This window comes from Rhodococcus sp. Eu-32, from assembly GCF_003336925.1.
Taxonomy (GTDB): Bacteria; Actinomycetota; Actinomycetes; order Mycobacteriales; family Mycobacteriaceae; genus Rhodococcoides; species Rhodococcoides kyotonensis_B.
Genome location: NZ_QGNK01000027.1, coordinates 41,742 through 57,827, shown reverse-complemented (window position 1 = coordinate 57,827; position 16,086 = coordinate 41,742). Strand labels below are relative to the sequence as shown.

Genomic DNA, 16,086 nt, shown 5'->3' with positions numbered 1-16,086 from the left:
CGACAAACGACTCGCCCAAGGCAAAAGCAAACGCGACATCATCCGCTGCCTCAAACGAGCCGTCGCCCGCGAAATGTTCCAGCTACTCACACAAAAAATCGGAAGTTGACACTCATAGGAGCATCACGGGTGGCGCCAGCCGCCCGACGGCGCGCATCGGCAGATCCAACCAGGTCGGCCGATTGCGCGCCTCGTACACCGCTTCGTAGACGGCCTTGTCGAGTTCGTAGGCACCGAGCAGCGCCGCGTGATCACGGGGGTCGTAGCCCGCGACCTCGGCATAGCCGTCGCAGAACGCCGACGAGTTGCGGGCAGCCCAGGCCGACGCGCGGGCATACGTCTCGTCGGTCACGTCGGCATCGCCGAGGAGTAGATGGTGCGCGGCGTAGTCGAACGAGCGGAGCATGCCCGCGACGTCACGCAGCGGACTGTCCATCCGACGTCGTTCCTCGAGGGACTTCGCCGGCTCACCTTCGAAGTCGATCAACAGCCACGTCGACGGCGTCCGCAACACCTGGCCCAGGTGCAGGTCACCGTGGATGCGTTGCACCGTCGCGGTTCCGCCCGCCTCGGCCCTGGCGACCAGATCGCGTGCCGCGGGGAGGTGCTCGGCGAGTTCGGGAACGACGGCCACAGCACCTTCGACGCGTCCGAGGATTTCGGCGACCGTCGACGACGCGTCGCGCTCGTCGGTTCCGAGTCCGCGGGCCAGATCCGCGTGGACGTGCGCGACCGCCGCACCCAGACCACGCGCTTCCGACGCGAAGTCCGAATCCATGTCCTCCGGCGACCGATCGGAGGCCAGCAGGTCACGCACGCTGGTGAGCGCCGTCGTCCATCCTTCGGCGGAATCCGAGGCGAAGTCCTGCGCCATGCCGAGCATCGACAGTTCGCCGTCGGATTCGGTTTCGATCCATGCTCGCAGCGGTGCCACGTACGTGCAGTCGGTCTCGGCGAGGACACGATGCAGTTCGATGTCCGGATTGATGCCCGACGCGACCTGCCGAAACAGCTTGAGCAGCAGCACTTCACCGAGAATCACCGACGTGTTCGACTGCTCGGCACCGAGTACGCGACCCGACATCCCGGCGTCGACGGCGGCCCCGGCGACGAGTCGGAAGTCGAGGGGCCCGACCGAATCGGCCGCGGCGATCGCGTCGGAATACAGGGCGATCACCGCGGGATCTCGAAGGCCGTCGTAGACGAACGGGCCATCCTGGATCGGCAGCCGCCATGCCGCCAGATCGTCGACCGAGGCGTCGCGAAATCCCAGCGGAACCTGATACCGCTGTACCGTGCCGTCACCCAGTTCTACATCGACGAGCAGGTGCTCGACCTGCACGTCGGGACGCGAGCCGACGTCGACGCGCGATGCGACACGCAGCGACGCGATGGGCGACCCCTTGGCCGCGAACCATCGTTGCTGCGGAAGCCACGGCAGCAGGGCATCTTCGAGAGAGTCGGTACTGACGTGCGCTCTGTCGGTCATGGGGACGTTTCTACCCGGAACGATCCGGAGACACACCTGTCGCGGGAAAGTTATGCGGACCGCGCTGTGCGTGGATGAGGTGACTCGTACAGTGGTCCCATGCCCCCTCCAATTCCGCACATCGATGTCCATCGGGCGGGCGATCGTCCGAAAACCCGTGTGGCGTGGCTCGACTCGAAGCATTCGTTCTCGTTCGGCCAGCATTACGACCCGGACAACACACATCACGGTCTGCTTCTCGTCAACAACGACGACATCGTCTCTCCCGGGCAGGGTTTCGAGACACACCCGCACCGTGACATGGAAATCGTGACGTGGGTCATGAAGGGCTCGCTGGTACACCAGGATTCGATCGGTCACTCCGGCGTGATCTATCCCGGGCTCGCGCAGCGCATGAGTGCGGGTCGAGGAATCATGCATTCGGAGAAGAACGATTCGTGGCGCATCGGGGGCGAAACACACGACGAGCCCGTCCGTTTCGTCCAGATGTGGGTCGTGCCCGACAGCCCGGGAATCGACCCGGGCTACGAACAACTCGAGATCGACGACGAGCTGCTGCGCGGCGGACTGGTTCCCGTGGCGTCGGGCATGAAGAAACATGCGGGGCAATCGGCGATTTCGATCTCGCAATCGGCTGCAGCGCTGCACGCAGCGCGATTGCAACCGGGTCGACCCGTGACCATTCCCGAGGCGCCGTTCCTGCACGTGTTCGTCGCGTCGGGCACGGTGCAGATGGAAGGCGTGGGCGAACTGTACGAGGGGGACGCCGTTCGACTGAGTTCTTCTGGCGGACAACGCATTCAGTCGTCCGAGCCCGCGGAGGTCCTGGTCTGGGAGATGCATTCGCGTCTCGGAGGGTGAGCGCAGCAGGTGAAAAGATGATCACGGTGTCGTCATAAGCGCAGAACACCGCCGCGTGCAGGCCTACACTTCGCAGGACTGACCCCGCACGCATCGGAGGTAGTCGCCATGTCGGATCAGCCGCCGTCAGGACCCCCGCCGTCAGAACCCCCGCCCGGCGAGTCACCACGTCCGGGCCGATATCAGCAGGGAAACACACCACCCGCCGGATATCCACAGGGCGGTGGCCAGCCACAGGCCGGTTATCCCCAGGGCGGTTACCCGCAGGGTGGTTATCCGCCGCCCGGTGGTTATCCGCCGGCCGGCAACTATCCGCCCGAGCACCGGCCGGGCCCGCAGAACGTCGTCGGGATCGTCGCGATCGTGGTCGCGATTCTCGCGTTCGTGACCAGCTGGACCATCGTCGGCGGCATCATCCTGGGCTTGCTGGCAGTCGTTCTCGGGTTCGTCGGCAGGTCGAGGTACAAGAAGGGCACTGCGACGAACGGCACGATGTCGCTGATCGCGATCGTCCTCGGCATCATCGCGGTCGTTCTGTCGATCGTGCTCGTCGTCGTCGGAATCGGGATCTTCCGCAGTTCCGGAGGTGACGACTTCGCCGACTGCATCAGCAAGGCAGGCAACAATCAGCGTGCACAGGAACAGTGTCGCGATCAGTTCCAGCGCGACCTCGAGAACCGTTTCGACTTCACGATCCCGCCGACCTGACCGGACGCGTCAATCCTGACTCCGTACCGCGGCGACGACCACCTGGTTGCCACCGCGGTGCTTCGCTTCGTACATGGCGACGTCGGCGCGACGGAGCAGCCGGGTCACCGCCGTCACGCTGTCGCCTTCGATGCTGGATGCATGTGCGACGCCGATGCTGACGGTCAGCGGCGACACGTCGTACGGCGAATACAACCGCGATCGAAGCCATTCGGCCACCGAGACGGCCTGATCGGCGCACACCCGTACGACGAGCGCGAACTCTTCACCGCCGGTACGAGCGACGAGAACGTCGTCGACGAGGAGCCGTCGCGCGATCAGCTGGAGTGCCAGATCACCGCCCTCGTGCCCGAACCGATCGTTGATGGATTTGAAGCGGTCGACGTCGATGACCATGACGGCGACCTCCGACTCCTCTCCCAGGAAGTGCGGCAGATCTTCGTCGAGGCCGCGCCTGTTCCGAAGGCCGGTCAGTGGATCGATCAACGCCCCGTTCGCGTCGAGACGCAGACTGAGCAACATCGACTGCAGGAAGACCGGCGTCGAGAACATGACCGGCAACAACACGACCAGTTGCGAGACGGCCAGTCCGTGATCGAACGTCGGCGTGCGAAGAATCAGCAGGAACATCGTCGTCACCGTGGCGCCCGACCAGGCCAGATGGGCGAGCAGCACCTTCGGACTGTGGAACACCTGCACGTAGACGCCCGTCGCCGCCAACAACGAGCACCCGGGGAACGACATCTGGATCGACCCGTAGGACAACAGCGCCAGGGTGGTCTCGACGTCGGCGTACAGCACGAACAGCAGGCTGACGCGCTCGGACGGCCACGGCCCACGCAGCCACAGTGCTCCGACGACGAACGACGACACCGTCCCGGCCAGGATGAACACGTCCGCGATCCACGTCGTCGGCGGCTTCGCGGTCAGGTACGTCGTGATCGCGGCAAGTCCGTAGCAGAAACAACACACGCCCACCACGACGCGGAACGCACTGAGCGCGCCGTGCGACTCGAAATATCGGCTCATCCAGTCGTAGCTGTACGACTGCCCCCACCACCTGCGCAGAAACGTCACTCGAGCGCCTCCACGCCGTTGTTTCGCCGACCAAACCACCTGGTCGCTTTCGGCACTCTACCGCCCGTCACCCCCGTAGGTCCCGTCTGCGGAACAATGCGGCTCCCACGGCGACCGCGACCACGGCCAACGACACCGTCCACGCCAGAGGAACCGCGGAGAAGTGTCCGCCCGGCAGATGCGGCACGTGGGTGAACGGCGAGATGTCGAGGATCGCCTGCGGCAACCCGATCACCTCACCCACCTGGCCGAGCAGCACGACCCCGGCCACGACCGCCCAGACGGCCGTCGACCAGGCCGGCAGGGCGCCGAACAACACCACGGCCACGCCGACGAGCACCCACACCGCCGGTAGCTGCGACAGCGCGGCACCGAGCACGCCCGGCAGCACCGAACCCACGTCGCCGACGCCTGTCCCGTACGTCAGTCCCGCCGCGAGCCCGACGACGAGCATCGCCAGCGCCGGCCCGGCGATCGCGAACGTCAGATGGCTTGCCAGCCACCGAACCTTGCCGACGCTCGCCGAGACGACCCACTCGGCGTGCGCATCCTCTTCCTCGGTATGAGCCCGAAGCACCGCCGATACCGCGTACGCGGCCGCAGCGATGCCGATGATGCTGATGATCGCGGCAACATAGGACTGCACGAGAGAGTTACCGCCGAACGCCGCGAGTGCGTCCGCGACCGCCTCGCTGCCGCCCAACTGGTCGCCGACGCTGTTCGCGGCGCTACCCAGGATCGCCGCGAACACCCCGAGGCCGACGGTCCAGGCCGCGAGCGACCCGCGATGCTGACGCCACGCAAGCGAGAACACCCCGGTCAGGCTCGCCGGTGCCGATGCAGGCCCGAGCCGGTCCGCAACGAGGCCGGAACCGACGTCGCGGGCTCGCGCGAGTGCGACGGCCGTCGCGATCGTCACCGCGGCCGCGCCTGCGGACAGCGTCGTCACCCACCAGCGCTCGTCGGCGAACGGCCGCAGCTGAGCGGACCACCCGATCGGCGACAGCCACGACAGCGTGCCGGACCCCGCGTCGCCGACTGCCCGGAGCGCGAACGCGACGGCGAGGACCGTCAACGCGTATCCGCGCGCGAGGCGGGCGCGGGGTCCGATCTGCGCAGCGACTGCACCGACGCCGGCGAACACCGTGCCGACCGAGGCGATCGCTGCACCGAACGCGATGCTGCCGACCACAGCGAACCCGGTCGCCAGCAGCGATACCGTCCCGACGAGTCCAGTCGTCACGACCATGCCGATCGTGACGACGAGCGCCGCGGCGAGACCGGCATGATGTCCGACAGCCGTCGCGCCGATCAGTTCGGTGCGTCCGGCATCCTCCTCGGCCCTCGTGTGACGGATGACCGTCAGAATCGCGGCGAGCGGAACGAGCGTCAGCAGCAACCCGGCACGCCACGTCACGAGAGCACCGAGGTCGCTGCCGAAGATCGGCGAGACCAGCGCCAACTCCGCCGGAGTGCGCAGCGTCGCCTGATAGAAGGCCTGCCGGTCGGCGGCCGTCGGGTACAGGCCCTCGAAGCTCACCGCGTACAGCAGTGGGACCAGCCCCATCGCGAGGATCCACAGCGGGGCGACCACGCGATCGCGGCGCAGGAAGAGCCGAACGAGCTGTGTCGTGCCCGTCACGACGCGCTCCCGTAGTAGCGCAGGAACAGATCCTCCAGCGTGGGCGGGGCACTGACCAGACTTGTGATGCCCGCGTCGGCCAGCACGTGCATCACCTTCGGCAGATCGGCCGGGTCGACGCGCACGCTCACCCGGCTCCCGTCGACACGGACGCCGTCGACGCCCGGCAACGAATCGAGGCCGTCGGGCACGCGCTGCACCTCGGCCGTGACCGTCGTCCGACTCAGGTGTCGCATCTCGGCGAGCGAGCCGGTGTCGACGGTTCGGCCGTCGCGGATGATCGTGACCCGCTCGCAGAGCTTCTCGACCTCGGACAGAATGTGCGACGACAACAGCACCGTCGCACCCCGCCCGGATGCGGCGGCCACGCAGTCGTCGAAGACCTGCTCCATCAGCGGATCGAGACCGGACGTCGGCTCGTCGAGCAGAATTAGTTCCGCGTTCGACGAAAAGGCCGCTACCAGAGCAACTTTCTGACGGTTTCCCTTCGAGTAGGTGCGTGACTTCTTCCTCGGATCGAGCGCGAACCTGTCGATCAACTCGTCGCGCTTACCCTGGTCGATACCGCCGCGCATCCGCCCGAGCAGGTCGATCACTTCACCACCGGTGAGCGACGGCCACAGCGTGACGTCTCCCGGGACGTACGCGATTCGCCGGTGCAGTGCGACGGCGTCGGTCCACGGATCGTGGCCGAGCAAGTGCACCTCGCCCGAGGTCGCGCGGATGAGCCCGAGCAGAACCCGCAGCGTCGTCGACTTGCCTGCGCCGTTGGGCCCGAGGAAGCCGTGCACCTCGCCGGCGTCGACGCGCAGCTCCAGCCCGTCGAGTGCCGTGACGTGGCCGAACGACTTCTTCAGGTCATGCACTTCGATCGCCGTGTTCATGGCTCCCCTGCCACTTCGGACGGAAACACACTTGCAAAGAGTGTAAAGATGGGGTGCATGACAGCAGTTGATTCTGGACAGGTGAATTCGGGTATCGACCTCAGCTTTCGCGACGACAGCACACGGGCTCAGGACGACCTGTTCGTGCACGTCAACGGCAAGTGGCTCGACGAGTACGCCATCCCGGCGGATCGAGCGGTCGACGGCGCGTTCCGGACTCTGTACGACAGGGCCGAGGAAGACGTCAGGACGATCATCCAGGAAGCTGCCGCGTCGAATCCGCCGGTCGGGACCGACGCACAGAAGATCGGCGACCTGTACTCGAGCTTCCTCGACGCCGACGCGGTCGAAGAATCCGGGCTCGCCCCCATCGCGAGCGAACTGGCCTCCGTCGCCGACGCCGAGGACCTCGTCACGCTCGCCGAGGTTCTCGGATCGCTGCAGCGCACCGGCGTCGGCGGCGCCATCGGCCACTATGTCGACACGGACGCCAAGAACTCGACGCGCTATCTGATGCACTTCACGCAGTCCGGCATCGGCCTTCCCGACGAGTCGTACTACCGCGAGGACAACTACGCGCAGATCCGCGAGGCGTACGTCGCGCACATCGCGACGATGTTCGAGCTCGCCGGTGTCTCGTACGACGCACAGCGCGTCTTCGAGCTCGAGAAGAAGCTCGCCGCCGGGCACTGGGACGTCGTTGCGCGTCGTGACGCGGAGAAGAGCTACAACCTGATCGACTTCGACACCCTCGTGCAGAACGAGCCCGGATTCAACTGGACGGCATGGATTTCCGGCCTCGGAAGCAACACCGAGCAGTTCGCCGAGATCGTCGTGCGCCAACCTCCGTTCCTGTCGACGTTCACCGGTCTGTGGGTCTCCGCCGACATCGAGGACTGGAAGGCGTGGCTCACGTGGCGCATCGTGCACTCGCGCGCCCCGTACCTGACTGCAGCACTGGTCGACGAGAATTTCGCGTTCTACGGAAAGACGTTGAGCGGCACCGAGGAAAACCGTGAGCGGTGGAAGCGCGGCGTCTCGCTGGTACAGGATCTGCTGGGCGAGGCCGTCGGCAAGCTGTACGTCGAGCGACACTTCCCGGCCGACGCGAAAGCGCGGATGCAGGTCCTCGTCGCGAATCTGCAAGAGGCATACCGTCGTAACATCACCGACCTCGAGTGGATGAGCCCGGAGACACGGCAGCGTGCGCTCGAGAAGCTCGACAAGTTCACGCCGAAGATCGGTTACCCCGACCGTTGGCGCGACTACTCGGCGGTGGAGATCGACGCGAGCGACCTCGTCGGCAACTACCGTCGCGGTTACGTCGCGGAGTACCAGCGAGACCTGGACAAGTTGGGCGGACCGGTCGATCGCGACGAGTGGTTCATGACGCCGCAGACCGTCAACGCGTACTACAACCCGGGAATGAACGAAATCGTCTTTCCCGCAGCGATTCTGCAGCCACCGTTCTTCGATGCCGACGCGGACGACGCCGCCAATTACGGCGGGATCGGCGCGGTCATCGGACACGAGATCGGCCACGGGTTCGATGATCAGGGCGCCAAGTACGACGGTGACGGAAACCTGATCGACTGGTGGACCGACTCGGACCGCACCGAATTCGGCAAGCGCACAACAGCGTTGATCGAGCAGTACGACCAGTTCGAGCCGAAGGCTCTGCCGGGTCACAAGGTCAACGGTCAGTTCACGATCGGCGAGAACATCGGCGACCTCGGTGGCCTGTCCATCGCCGTCACCGCGTACGAGATCGCATTGGAAGGCAAGGACGCACCGGTGCTCGACGGGCTGACCGGTCTGCAGCGTGTGTTCTTCGGCTGGTCACAGGTATGGCGGACCAAGGCGCGCGACGAGGAGGCGATCCGTCGCCTCGCGGTCGATCCGCACTCGCCGCCGGAGTTCCGCTGCAACGGCGTCGTTCGCAATCTGGACAGTTTTCACGAAGCGTTCGACGTGAAGCCGGGAGATGCGCTGTACTTGGATCCGGACGAGCGCGTCAGGATCTGGTAGGCGGCTGCGCCGCTCGTGAGTGCGAATGTAGTCCCTGCTATACATTCGCACTCACGAGCCCGACGGAGGGGTGGAAAATGAAGGCAAGAATCCGCTGGCTCGCGGCGCATGGGGTGGTGCGCTACGGAGCGAAGAAAGCTGCGGCACACGGGGATCCGCAAGCCATGCTGGTCGCCGATCCGGTGACCCGCGCCGATCCCCGGCCGGTGTTCGAACGGATCCGTGCCACCGGACCTCTGGTGAAGACGCGCATCGGCCACATCAGCGTCGACCACGGTGTCGTCCACGAACTGCTGCGTTCCGACGACTTCCGTGTCACGCAGCTCGGCGCCAACCTTCCCGCTCCCCTGCGCTGGATCGAGAACAGGACCCGGCCGTCGTCGCTGCATCCGCTGAAGCCGCCGTCGCTGCTGTCGGTGGAACCGCCCGAGCACACGCGGTACCGCAAGCTCGTCTCGTCGGTCTTCACCCCACGCGCCGTCGCCAGGATGCGTGAGATGGTGCAGGAGAAGGCGGACGAGTTGCTCGACGAGTTGACGCACGGCGCGAGAGAGATCGATATCGTCGCCCAGTACTGCTCGCAGCTGCCGGTGGCCGTGATCAGCAGCATCCTCGGCGTACCCGACGCCGATCGCCAGCGCGTGCTCGAGTTCGGTGAGATGGCAGCGCCGAGTCTCGACATCGGGCTCACCTGGGAACAGTTCGTCCGCGTCGAGGACGGCCTCCGGCAGTTCGACGCGTGGCTCGCCGGTCACCTCGCGGAGCTACGGCGGAACCCGGGCGACGATTTGATGAGTCAACTGATTCGCGCCGAGGACGACGGCGTCGGCCTGAACGACGAAGAACTCCGGGCGACGGCGGGGCTCGTGCTCGCCGCGGGATTCGAGACGACCGTCAATCTGCTCGGCAGCGGGGTTCGGTTGCTGCTGGATCACCCCGATCAGCTCGCGCTGCTGCACCGGGATCCGTCGCTGTGGCCGAGTGCGGTCGAGGAGATGCTCCGGCTCGAATCGCCGGTCCAGTTGACGGCGCGTCTGGCCAAGCGCGACGTCACGATCGAGGGCGTTCCGCTGACGCAGGGCGACCTCGTCGTGCTCGTACTCGCGGGCGCCAACCGGGATCCGGGTGTGTTCGACGACCCGTACCGGTTCGACGTCACGCGCGCCAACGCGAACAAGCACCTGTCGTTCTCGGGCGGTCGGCACTACTGTCTGGGCGCCTCGCTCGCGAAGGCAGAGTCGGAGGTCGGCCTGAAGACGTTGTTCGACAGGTTCCCTCACCTGCACGCGGCAGGTGAGGGAATCCGTCGTGACACCCGAGTCCTGCACGGCTGGGCGTCGTTGCCCGTCGACCTCGGGCAACCGGCAGCTACAGGCGCTGCCCGGTAGTCGACGAGAAGAAGAACACCTCGTCGAGCTTGGGGACGAGCCGGACGGTCTGGGCCAGACCGATCGACAGCTTCCGGTCGACCCGCACTGCGACACGGCCGGACTGGGTGTTCCAGTCCGCGCCGAGCGGCGGTGCACCGTAGACGAACGACTCGGCGCCGAGCTCCTCGATGAGCTCGACGGTCGCCGTCACCGCGCCGACGCCTTCGCCGACGAGATTCCAGCTCTCCGGTCGGACTCCGACCGTGACGCGGGCTTCCGCGGTGCGCGGCACCGGGATTCGCACATCGCCGACGACCGCAGCACCGTCGACGACGGGTGCGTCGATCAGATTCATGCCGGGCGAACCGATGAATCCGGCGACGAACGTGTTGACCGGGCTGTCGTACAGGTCGCGCGGCGACGCGATCTGTTGCAGCACCCCAGCTTTCAGCACCGCGACGCGGTCACCCATCGTCATGGCCTCGACCTGATCGTGCGTGACGTAGACCGTCGTCGTACCCAGTCGTTTCTGCAGACCGGCGATCTGTGCCCGCGTCGACACCCGAAGCTTCGCGTCGAGGTTGGACAGCGGCTCGTCCATGCAGAACACCTTGGGCTGCCGCACGATCGCGCGACCCATCGCGACGCGTTGACGCTGCCCGCCGGACAACTTGCCCGGCTTGCGGTTCAGCAGTGGTTCCAACTCCAGCATCTTCGCCGCGTCGAGCACACGAGCTGCCGTGTCGGACTTGCTCATTCCGGCGTTGCGCAGCGCGAAGCCCATGTTGTCCGCGACGGTCATGTTCGGGTAGAGCGCGTAGTTCTGGAACACCATCGCGACGTCCCGCTCGCGCGGGGCGAGCGAGGTCACGTCGACGCCGCCGATGTCGATGTGGCCGCTTTCGACCGACTCCAACCCTGCCAGCATCCGGAGACTGGTCGACTTTCCGCAGCCCGACGGACCGACGAGGACGATGAATTCCCCGTCGGCGATGTCGAGTTCGAGGGTGTCGACGGCAAGGGTGTCCGCACCGGGATACCGGTGCGAAACTCCCGCGTAGTGGACGCCTGCCATTACGACGCCGGGAGGTTCGGCGTGATCTGGCGATCGATGATCTGCTGCAGCTGATCCTGGACGCCGGCGAATGTGGTTGCGACGTCGGCGTTCTGCAGGGCGATCTGCTCGAGTCCGGTGCCGATGATCTTGTCGCCGCCCGGAACGAACACGCGTGCGTAGTCCTGCGAACGCGTGCGTGCGAGCTGGTCGACGGCCGTCTTCGCGTTCGGGTTCGCGGCGAGGAACTCGATCTCGCTCGGATCCTGCTGCGCCGACTTGCGGACCGGCATGTAGCCCGTGTTCTGCGAGAAGTACGCGGTGCTCGACGCGTTGGTGAAGAACTCGATGAACTTCAGCGCGTTGACCTTGCGCTCCTCCGAGATCTTCGACGGGACGGCGAGGCCGGCTCCACCCGTCGGGCAGCCGGGCTGTCCGTCGGCGGCGGGCAGGAAAGCGGTGCCGAACTCGAAGTTCGCGTTCGCGGTGACGCCGGACAGGTCGCCGGTGGAGGCGATCGTCGACGCGATGATTCCCGCGGCGAAGTCGTTGGCGATGTCGTTGGACACGTTCGCGTACTTCTTCGTGTGAATCATGTCCTTCAGGAACTGGCCGGCCGCAATGGTATTGGGGTCGTCGAACTTCAGGTCGAAGCCGTCGGAGTACGCGCCACCGAACGTCCAGATCGGACCTTCGAACGTCCATCCGAGATAGTCCACCGCGTTACCCCAGCCGTGGGCGAGCTTGCCGTTTCCGACGACGGCCTGGATGCGCGGGCCCCACTCGTCGAACTCCTGCCACGTGGCCGGTCCGCGATCGGGAAGGCCTGCCTGCGCCCAGACCTGCTTGTTGTAGTAGAAGAGCGGGGTCGAGCGAGCGTACGGAAGCGCCCAGTGGTTGCCGTTCCAGTCGTAGTCCGCGAGAAGCGAATCGACGTAGTCGCTGGAGTCGACGCCTGCAGCATCGAAGTGCTTGTCGAGCGGCTCGATGGCGCCGGTGAGCGCGAAGTTGAACCACCAGACGTCGGACAGGACGACGACGTCGGGAACGTCGTCACCGGAGAGCGAGGCGTTGAACTTCTGCGCGACCTCTTCGTAGTTCTTGCCGCCGTCGATCAGGTTGACCGTCAAGCCAGGATTCTCGGCCTGGAAGCGCGAGATGAGCTCCTTCTCGAATTCCTGCGACTTACCGGGGTGGCTCGACCAGAAGTTGATGGTGCTCGCGTCGCCACCGGAAGCCTCGGAGCCGGAACTGGTACCGGGGCTGCTGCAGGCTGCGAGTGCAGCAGCGGCTGCCGCTGCGCCGGTGAGCGTGAGGAATCCGCGGCGGTTGATGTTGGCCATAACTGTTCTCTCTCTTGGTGAATGAAGCGGATCAGCCTTTGACCGCACCGGAGGTGAGGCCCTTGATCATGTGGCGTTGCAGGGCGAGGAAGACGACGAGGATGGGAAGGATGGTCAGGACCGTCGCCGCCATGACCGCACCCCAGTTGGTGTAGCCCTCGCTGTTCTGCAACAGCGTGAGGCCGACCGGAAGCGGTGCGACGGACGAGTCGTCGGACATCAGGAACGGCCAGAGGTATTCGTTCCATTCGTTCACGATGGTGATGATCGCGAAGGCCACCATCGTCGGCCCCGACAGCGGGAGCACGACACGGAACAGCAGACGGAACGGGCCCGCCCCGTCCATGCGCGCCGCCTCGATGATCTCGGCGGGCAGGGACAGGAAGTGATTGCGCATCAGGAACGTACCGAATGCGACGCCTGCCAACGGGATGATGATGCCCTGGAACGTATTTCGCCACCCGAGTTCCGAGATCAACGAATAGTTCGAGATCACGGTGATCTGGTTGGGCACCATCAGCGCTGCGATGATGACGAGGAAGACGATGTTCTTGCCGGGGAACCGCAGGAACACCAGACCGTAGGCGCTGAGCACACCGAGCACGAACTTGATCGACGCGATCGCGGTGGTGATGATCAGCGAGTTGCGCAGGTACGTGAAGAACGGCACCTCCGTCGTCACCTCGCTGTAGTTCTCGGGGCGGAACGAACTCGGCCACCACGTGACCGGCTGGACGTAGATGTCACCGCGTTCCTTGAACGACGTGATCAGGATCCAGAACAGCGGCAACCCGATCATGAGCAGCACCAACACCATTGCGATGTATCCGAGCACCGTCGACAGGCTGCGCTGACGCTGCGGATCTCGCGGAGCTCGGCGCGTCGGCTCGGTGACGTCTTTCTTCAGGGTGATGGTCATCGCTGGTCGTCCCGATCCATGATGCGTACCTGCACGAGCGTGATGATCAGCAGGATGACGAACATGATCGTCGCCACCGTCGCGCCGTAGCCGGCTCGGAAGTTACGGAAGGTTTCCTCGTACACCTGAAAGACCATCGTGGTGGTGCCGTTCCCAAGGGGGCCACCGCGGGTCATGACGTTGATGATGTCGAAGACCTGCAACGAGTTGAGCAGCACGGTGATGGACAGGAAGAACGTCGTCGGACGCAGTTGCGGCAGAAGCACTTTGCGGAACGTCGTCCACTTCGACGCCCGATCGATCTCGGCCGCCTCCATCAACTCCTTGCGGGTGCCCTGCAGCGCAGCGAGGTAGATGACGAACGTGTAGCCGAGGTTCTTCCACAGGTAGGTCACCGTCACCATGAACAGCGCCCACGTGGGATCCTGGTAGAAGTCGGGAGACGAGAACCCTATGCGCTGCAACAGGTCCTGCACGAGGCCGAAGTTCGGGTCGAACACGAACTGGAAGGCGATACCGATGGCGGCGCCGGAGATGACGAACGGCGCGAACACGGCGGACCGGACGAAGTTGCGGCCCCGCAACTTTCGGTCCAGCAGCATCGCGAGAACGAGCCCGAGCACGAGACTTCCGACGACGGCCGCGACCGTGAAGACGACGGTGTTGGACACGATGGTCCACGTGTCGTCACGCGAGAACCACTCACGGTAGTTCTCGAAACCGATGAAAGTCGATGTGGGAGAAGACAAGTTCCAGTCGTAGAACGAGAACTGGAAATTCTCGACGAGGGGCCGGTAGGTGAACACGGCCAGCAACACGAGGTTGGGTCCGAGGAGGATCAGGAAGAGTGCGTAATCACTCCACGGCCTGCCGAAAAAGCTCTTTCGGCGTGCTGTGGGCAGCACTCGTTCCGTTGTTGTACTCACTGCGGGGACTGTGCTCACCTACCGCGAACGGTAGGTGAACGAGACCCCAATTCAGTTGAACGTTGAAACCAAAACCTCGGTCGTGCGCGCGAATGTACAGCCAGCGGGAGTGGAGCCTGCGGAATGACCCGTAGGCACTACACATTCGCGCGCACGTGCGGCGGAGCCGCTTACCGGTTCCAGTCGCCCAGACCGTCGGCGCCGCTGAGGGTTCCACCCGAAGTGTTCACGACGACGACCGGGTCACCCTTCTGCGAGTTCTCGAAGAACCACTGGCCGTCCTCGGTGCTGACGTTGAGGCATCCGTGGCTGGTGTCCTCGGATCCCTGAGCCCATTCCGACCACGGCGCAGCGTGAACGAAGATGCCGCTGTAGGAGATACGCGTCGCGTACTCGACGTAGGTGCGGTACCCCTCCGGCGAGTCGACGGGGACGCCGTACGTCGACGAATCCATGTACATGTCGCGGAACTTCTCGCCGACGATGTAGGTGCCGTTCGGGGTTTCGTGCCCCGGCTTGCCCATCGACGTCGGCATCGTGCGCACGACCTCACCGTTGCGCGTGACCGTGATGGTCTTGGTGGCGTCGTCCGCGGTGGTGATGACCGAGTCGCCGGTCGAGAAATCGGCGCGAGCGCCACCGGCTTCGACGGTCACCGACGTGTGCGCCGGATAGAACTCGTTCGGGAGCCAGCGAACCTGGGTGTCGTTGATCCAGTAGAAGTGGCCGTCGACCGACGGCGACGTGGTGACGCGGATGGCGCGCTCGGCTGCGGCACGGTCTCCGATGGCCTCGTCGAACCGGATCGCGATCGGCTGCGCGACGCCGACGACCTCACCCGAGTTGGGCGTGATCGACGGGTCCGCGAAGTTCGCGGGTGCGAGCTGTTGCGGCAGGATTTCGGGTGCGGGAGCGGGGAGGGCCGGATCGGACGAGCCGGGGAAGCCGGGTACTTCCGGGCCGCCGGGCCACAGAGGAGCGGCCTGAGCGGGTCCTGCGAGTGCGACGGCAGCGGACGCGGCGACCGCAACCAGTGCGATCCGCGAGACGAAAGACTTCATGATCGGCTGTCAGTTCCATTCTTCTCGTGCATACGGCCCAGTGAGACCACAAGGCATGCGAACCAACTGCCATTAACACACACCAGGCAGTGAATTGCTAATCGGTTCCTCAGGCCGAGGTGAGGCCTGCTTTCTTCGCGGCCGATCGAATCTGGAATGCCGAGACGACGAACAGAAGTCCGAACACGATCGCGAATACACCGACGAGCCACACCACCGTGAGAATGCCGCTGACCGGGAAGAACACCAGAACGAGGCCGAACAGCACCTCGATGACGCCTGCGACGAGGAGCATCATCCAGTGCGTCGCGCCCTCCAGGGAACGAAGCCGGAACGAGCCCGCAATTTCGAGAATTCCGCCCACTATCGCCCAAATTCCGATGACGAATACCGCGGCGAGTGCCGTTATCTCGGGCCAGACGAATGCGACGATTCCGGCACCCAACGACACGATTCCGCCGAGCAACCACCACACCCAGCCGGACTGCACCTTGCGTGCTCGGATCGATCTGACGATGGCGGAGATGCCGTCGACGACGGCGTAGACACCGAAGACGACGACGATCGCCCAGACGGTGACGCCGGGCCACACGAGCGCGACGATGCCGAACGCAATCGCCAGGATGCCGCGGAGCAGGACGGCCCACCACAGATCCTTGGCAATACGTAGCAGAGCGTCCTCGTTGTTCGGCAACTGTGTTGACATCGGTAACACCTACCTCCC

General features: G+C 65.1%; 14 protein-coding genes. 4 read left to right on the top strand and 10 right to left on the bottom strand.

The window, feature by feature from the left end; all coding sequences use genetic code 11:
- Positions 1 to 112: 112 nt before the first annotated feature.
- Complete coding sequence (locus DK926_RS23910; RefSeq protein WP_114332459.1) at positions 113 to 1,489, bottom strand: hypothetical protein; 1,377 nt, start codon at positions 1,487 to 1,489, stop codon at positions 113 to 115.
- Positions 1,490 to 1,588: 99 nt separating this feature from the next.
- Between DK926_RS23910 and DK926_RS23905 the strand changes: the two genes are divergently transcribed.
- Both DK926_RS23905 and DK926_RS26510 read left to right on the top strand, forming a co-directional pair.
- Complete coding sequence (locus DK926_RS23905) at positions 1,589 to 2,350, top strand: pirin-like bicupin family protein (RefSeq protein WP_068427261.1); 762 nt, start codon at positions 1,589 to 1,591, stop codon at positions 2,348 to 2,350.
- Positions 2,351 to 2,458: 108 nt separating this feature from the next.
- On the top strand, positions 2,459 to 3,058 hold the full coding sequence (locus DK926_RS26510) for a DUF4190 domain-containing protein (RefSeq protein WP_125833452.1): 600 nt from the start codon (positions 2,459 to 2,461) through the stop codon (positions 3,056 to 3,058).
- Between the two features lie 9 nt (positions 3,059 to 3,067).
- Here the strand turns inward: DK926_RS26510 and DK926_RS23895 are convergent, their stop codons facing one another.
- The 3 genes from DK926_RS23895 to DK926_RS23885 all read right to left on the bottom strand — a co-directional run bounded on the left by DK926_RS23895 (position 3,068) and on the right by DK926_RS23885 (position 6,661).
- Positions 3,068 to 4,135: a GGDEF domain-containing protein gene (locus DK926_RS23895; RefSeq protein ID WP_243636990.1), complete on the bottom strand. Its 1,068-nt coding sequence runs from the start codon at positions 4,133 to 4,135 to the stop codon at positions 3,068 to 3,070.
- A gap of 67 nt (positions 4,136 to 4,202) precedes the next feature.
- Positions 4,203 to 5,777 carry an ABC transporter permease gene (locus DK926_RS23890; protein ID WP_114332457.1) on the bottom strand — a complete coding sequence of 525 codons (1,575 nt, stop codon included), beginning with the start codon at positions 5,775 to 5,777 and terminating at the stop codon, positions 4,203 to 4,205.
- Positions 5,774 to 6,661, bottom strand: coding sequence for an ABC transporter ATP-binding protein (locus tag DK926_RS23885; protein ID WP_114332456.1), 888 nt, complete (start codon positions 6,659 to 6,661; stop codon positions 5,774 to 5,776). The genes DK926_RS23890 and DK926_RS23885 overlap by 4 nt, the downstream gene beginning before the upstream one ends.
- A gap of 57 nt (positions 6,662 to 6,718) precedes the next feature.
- On the opposite strand from DK926_RS23885, the gene DK926_RS23880 reads away from it, so the two are divergent.
- Together DK926_RS23880 and DK926_RS23875 are read left to right on the top strand one after the other, a co-directional pair.
- Positions 6,719 to 8,689, top strand: coding sequence for a M13 family metallopeptidase (locus DK926_RS23880; RefSeq protein ID WP_114332463.1), 1,971 nt, complete (start codon positions 6,719 to 6,721; stop codon positions 8,687 to 8,689).
- A gap of 77 nt (positions 8,690 to 8,766) precedes the next feature.
- Positions 8,767 to 10,077, top strand: a complete 1,311-nt coding sequence (locus DK926_RS23875) for a cytochrome P450 (protein ID WP_114332455.1) — start codon at positions 8,767 to 8,769, stop codon at positions 10,075 to 10,077.
- Here the strand turns inward: DK926_RS23875 and ugpC are convergent.
- The 6 genes from ugpC to DK926_RS23845 all read right to left on the bottom strand — a co-directional run bounded on the left by ugpC (position 10,058) and on the right by DK926_RS23845 (position 16,068).
- Positions 10,058 to 11,134 carry a sn-glycerol-3-phosphate ABC transporter ATP-binding protein UgpC gene (gene ugpC, locus DK926_RS23870; RefSeq protein ID WP_114332454.1) on the bottom strand — a complete coding sequence of 359 codons (1,077 nt, stop codon included), beginning with the start codon at positions 11,132 to 11,134 and terminating at the stop codon, positions 10,058 to 10,060. The genes DK926_RS23875 and ugpC overlap by 20 nt on opposite strands.
- Positions 11,134 to 12,456, bottom strand: a complete 1,323-nt coding sequence (locus DK926_RS23865) for an ABC transporter substrate-binding protein (protein ID WP_114332453.1) — start codon at positions 12,454 to 12,456, stop codon at positions 11,134 to 11,136. The genes ugpC and DK926_RS23865 overlap by 1 nt, the downstream gene beginning before the upstream one ends.
- 31 nt (positions 12,457 to 12,487) lie before the next feature.
- On the bottom strand, positions 12,488 to 13,375 hold the full coding sequence (locus DK926_RS23860) for a carbohydrate ABC transporter permease (protein ID WP_114332452.1): 888 nt from the start codon (positions 13,373 to 13,375) through the stop codon (positions 12,488 to 12,490).
- Positions 13,372 to 14,301 (bottom strand): sugar ABC transporter permease, encoded by a 930-nt coding sequence (locus DK926_RS23855; RefSeq protein ID WP_207890900.1) that lies wholly within the window; start codon positions 14,299 to 14,301, stop codon positions 13,372 to 13,374. The genes DK926_RS23860 and DK926_RS23855 overlap by 4 nt, the downstream gene beginning before the upstream one ends.
- 170 nt (positions 14,302 to 14,471) lie before the next feature.
- Positions 14,472 to 15,362 (bottom strand): L,D-transpeptidase, encoded by an 891-nt coding sequence (locus DK926_RS23850; protein WP_114332450.1) that lies wholly within the window; start codon positions 15,360 to 15,362, stop codon positions 14,472 to 14,474.
- 109 nt (positions 15,363 to 15,471) lie between these two features.
- Complete coding sequence (locus DK926_RS23845; RefSeq protein WP_068427279.1) at positions 15,472 to 16,068, bottom strand: HdeD family acid-resistance protein; 597 nt, start codon at positions 16,066 to 16,068, stop codon at positions 15,472 to 15,474.
- Positions 16,069 to 16,086 lie beyond the last annotated feature (18 nt).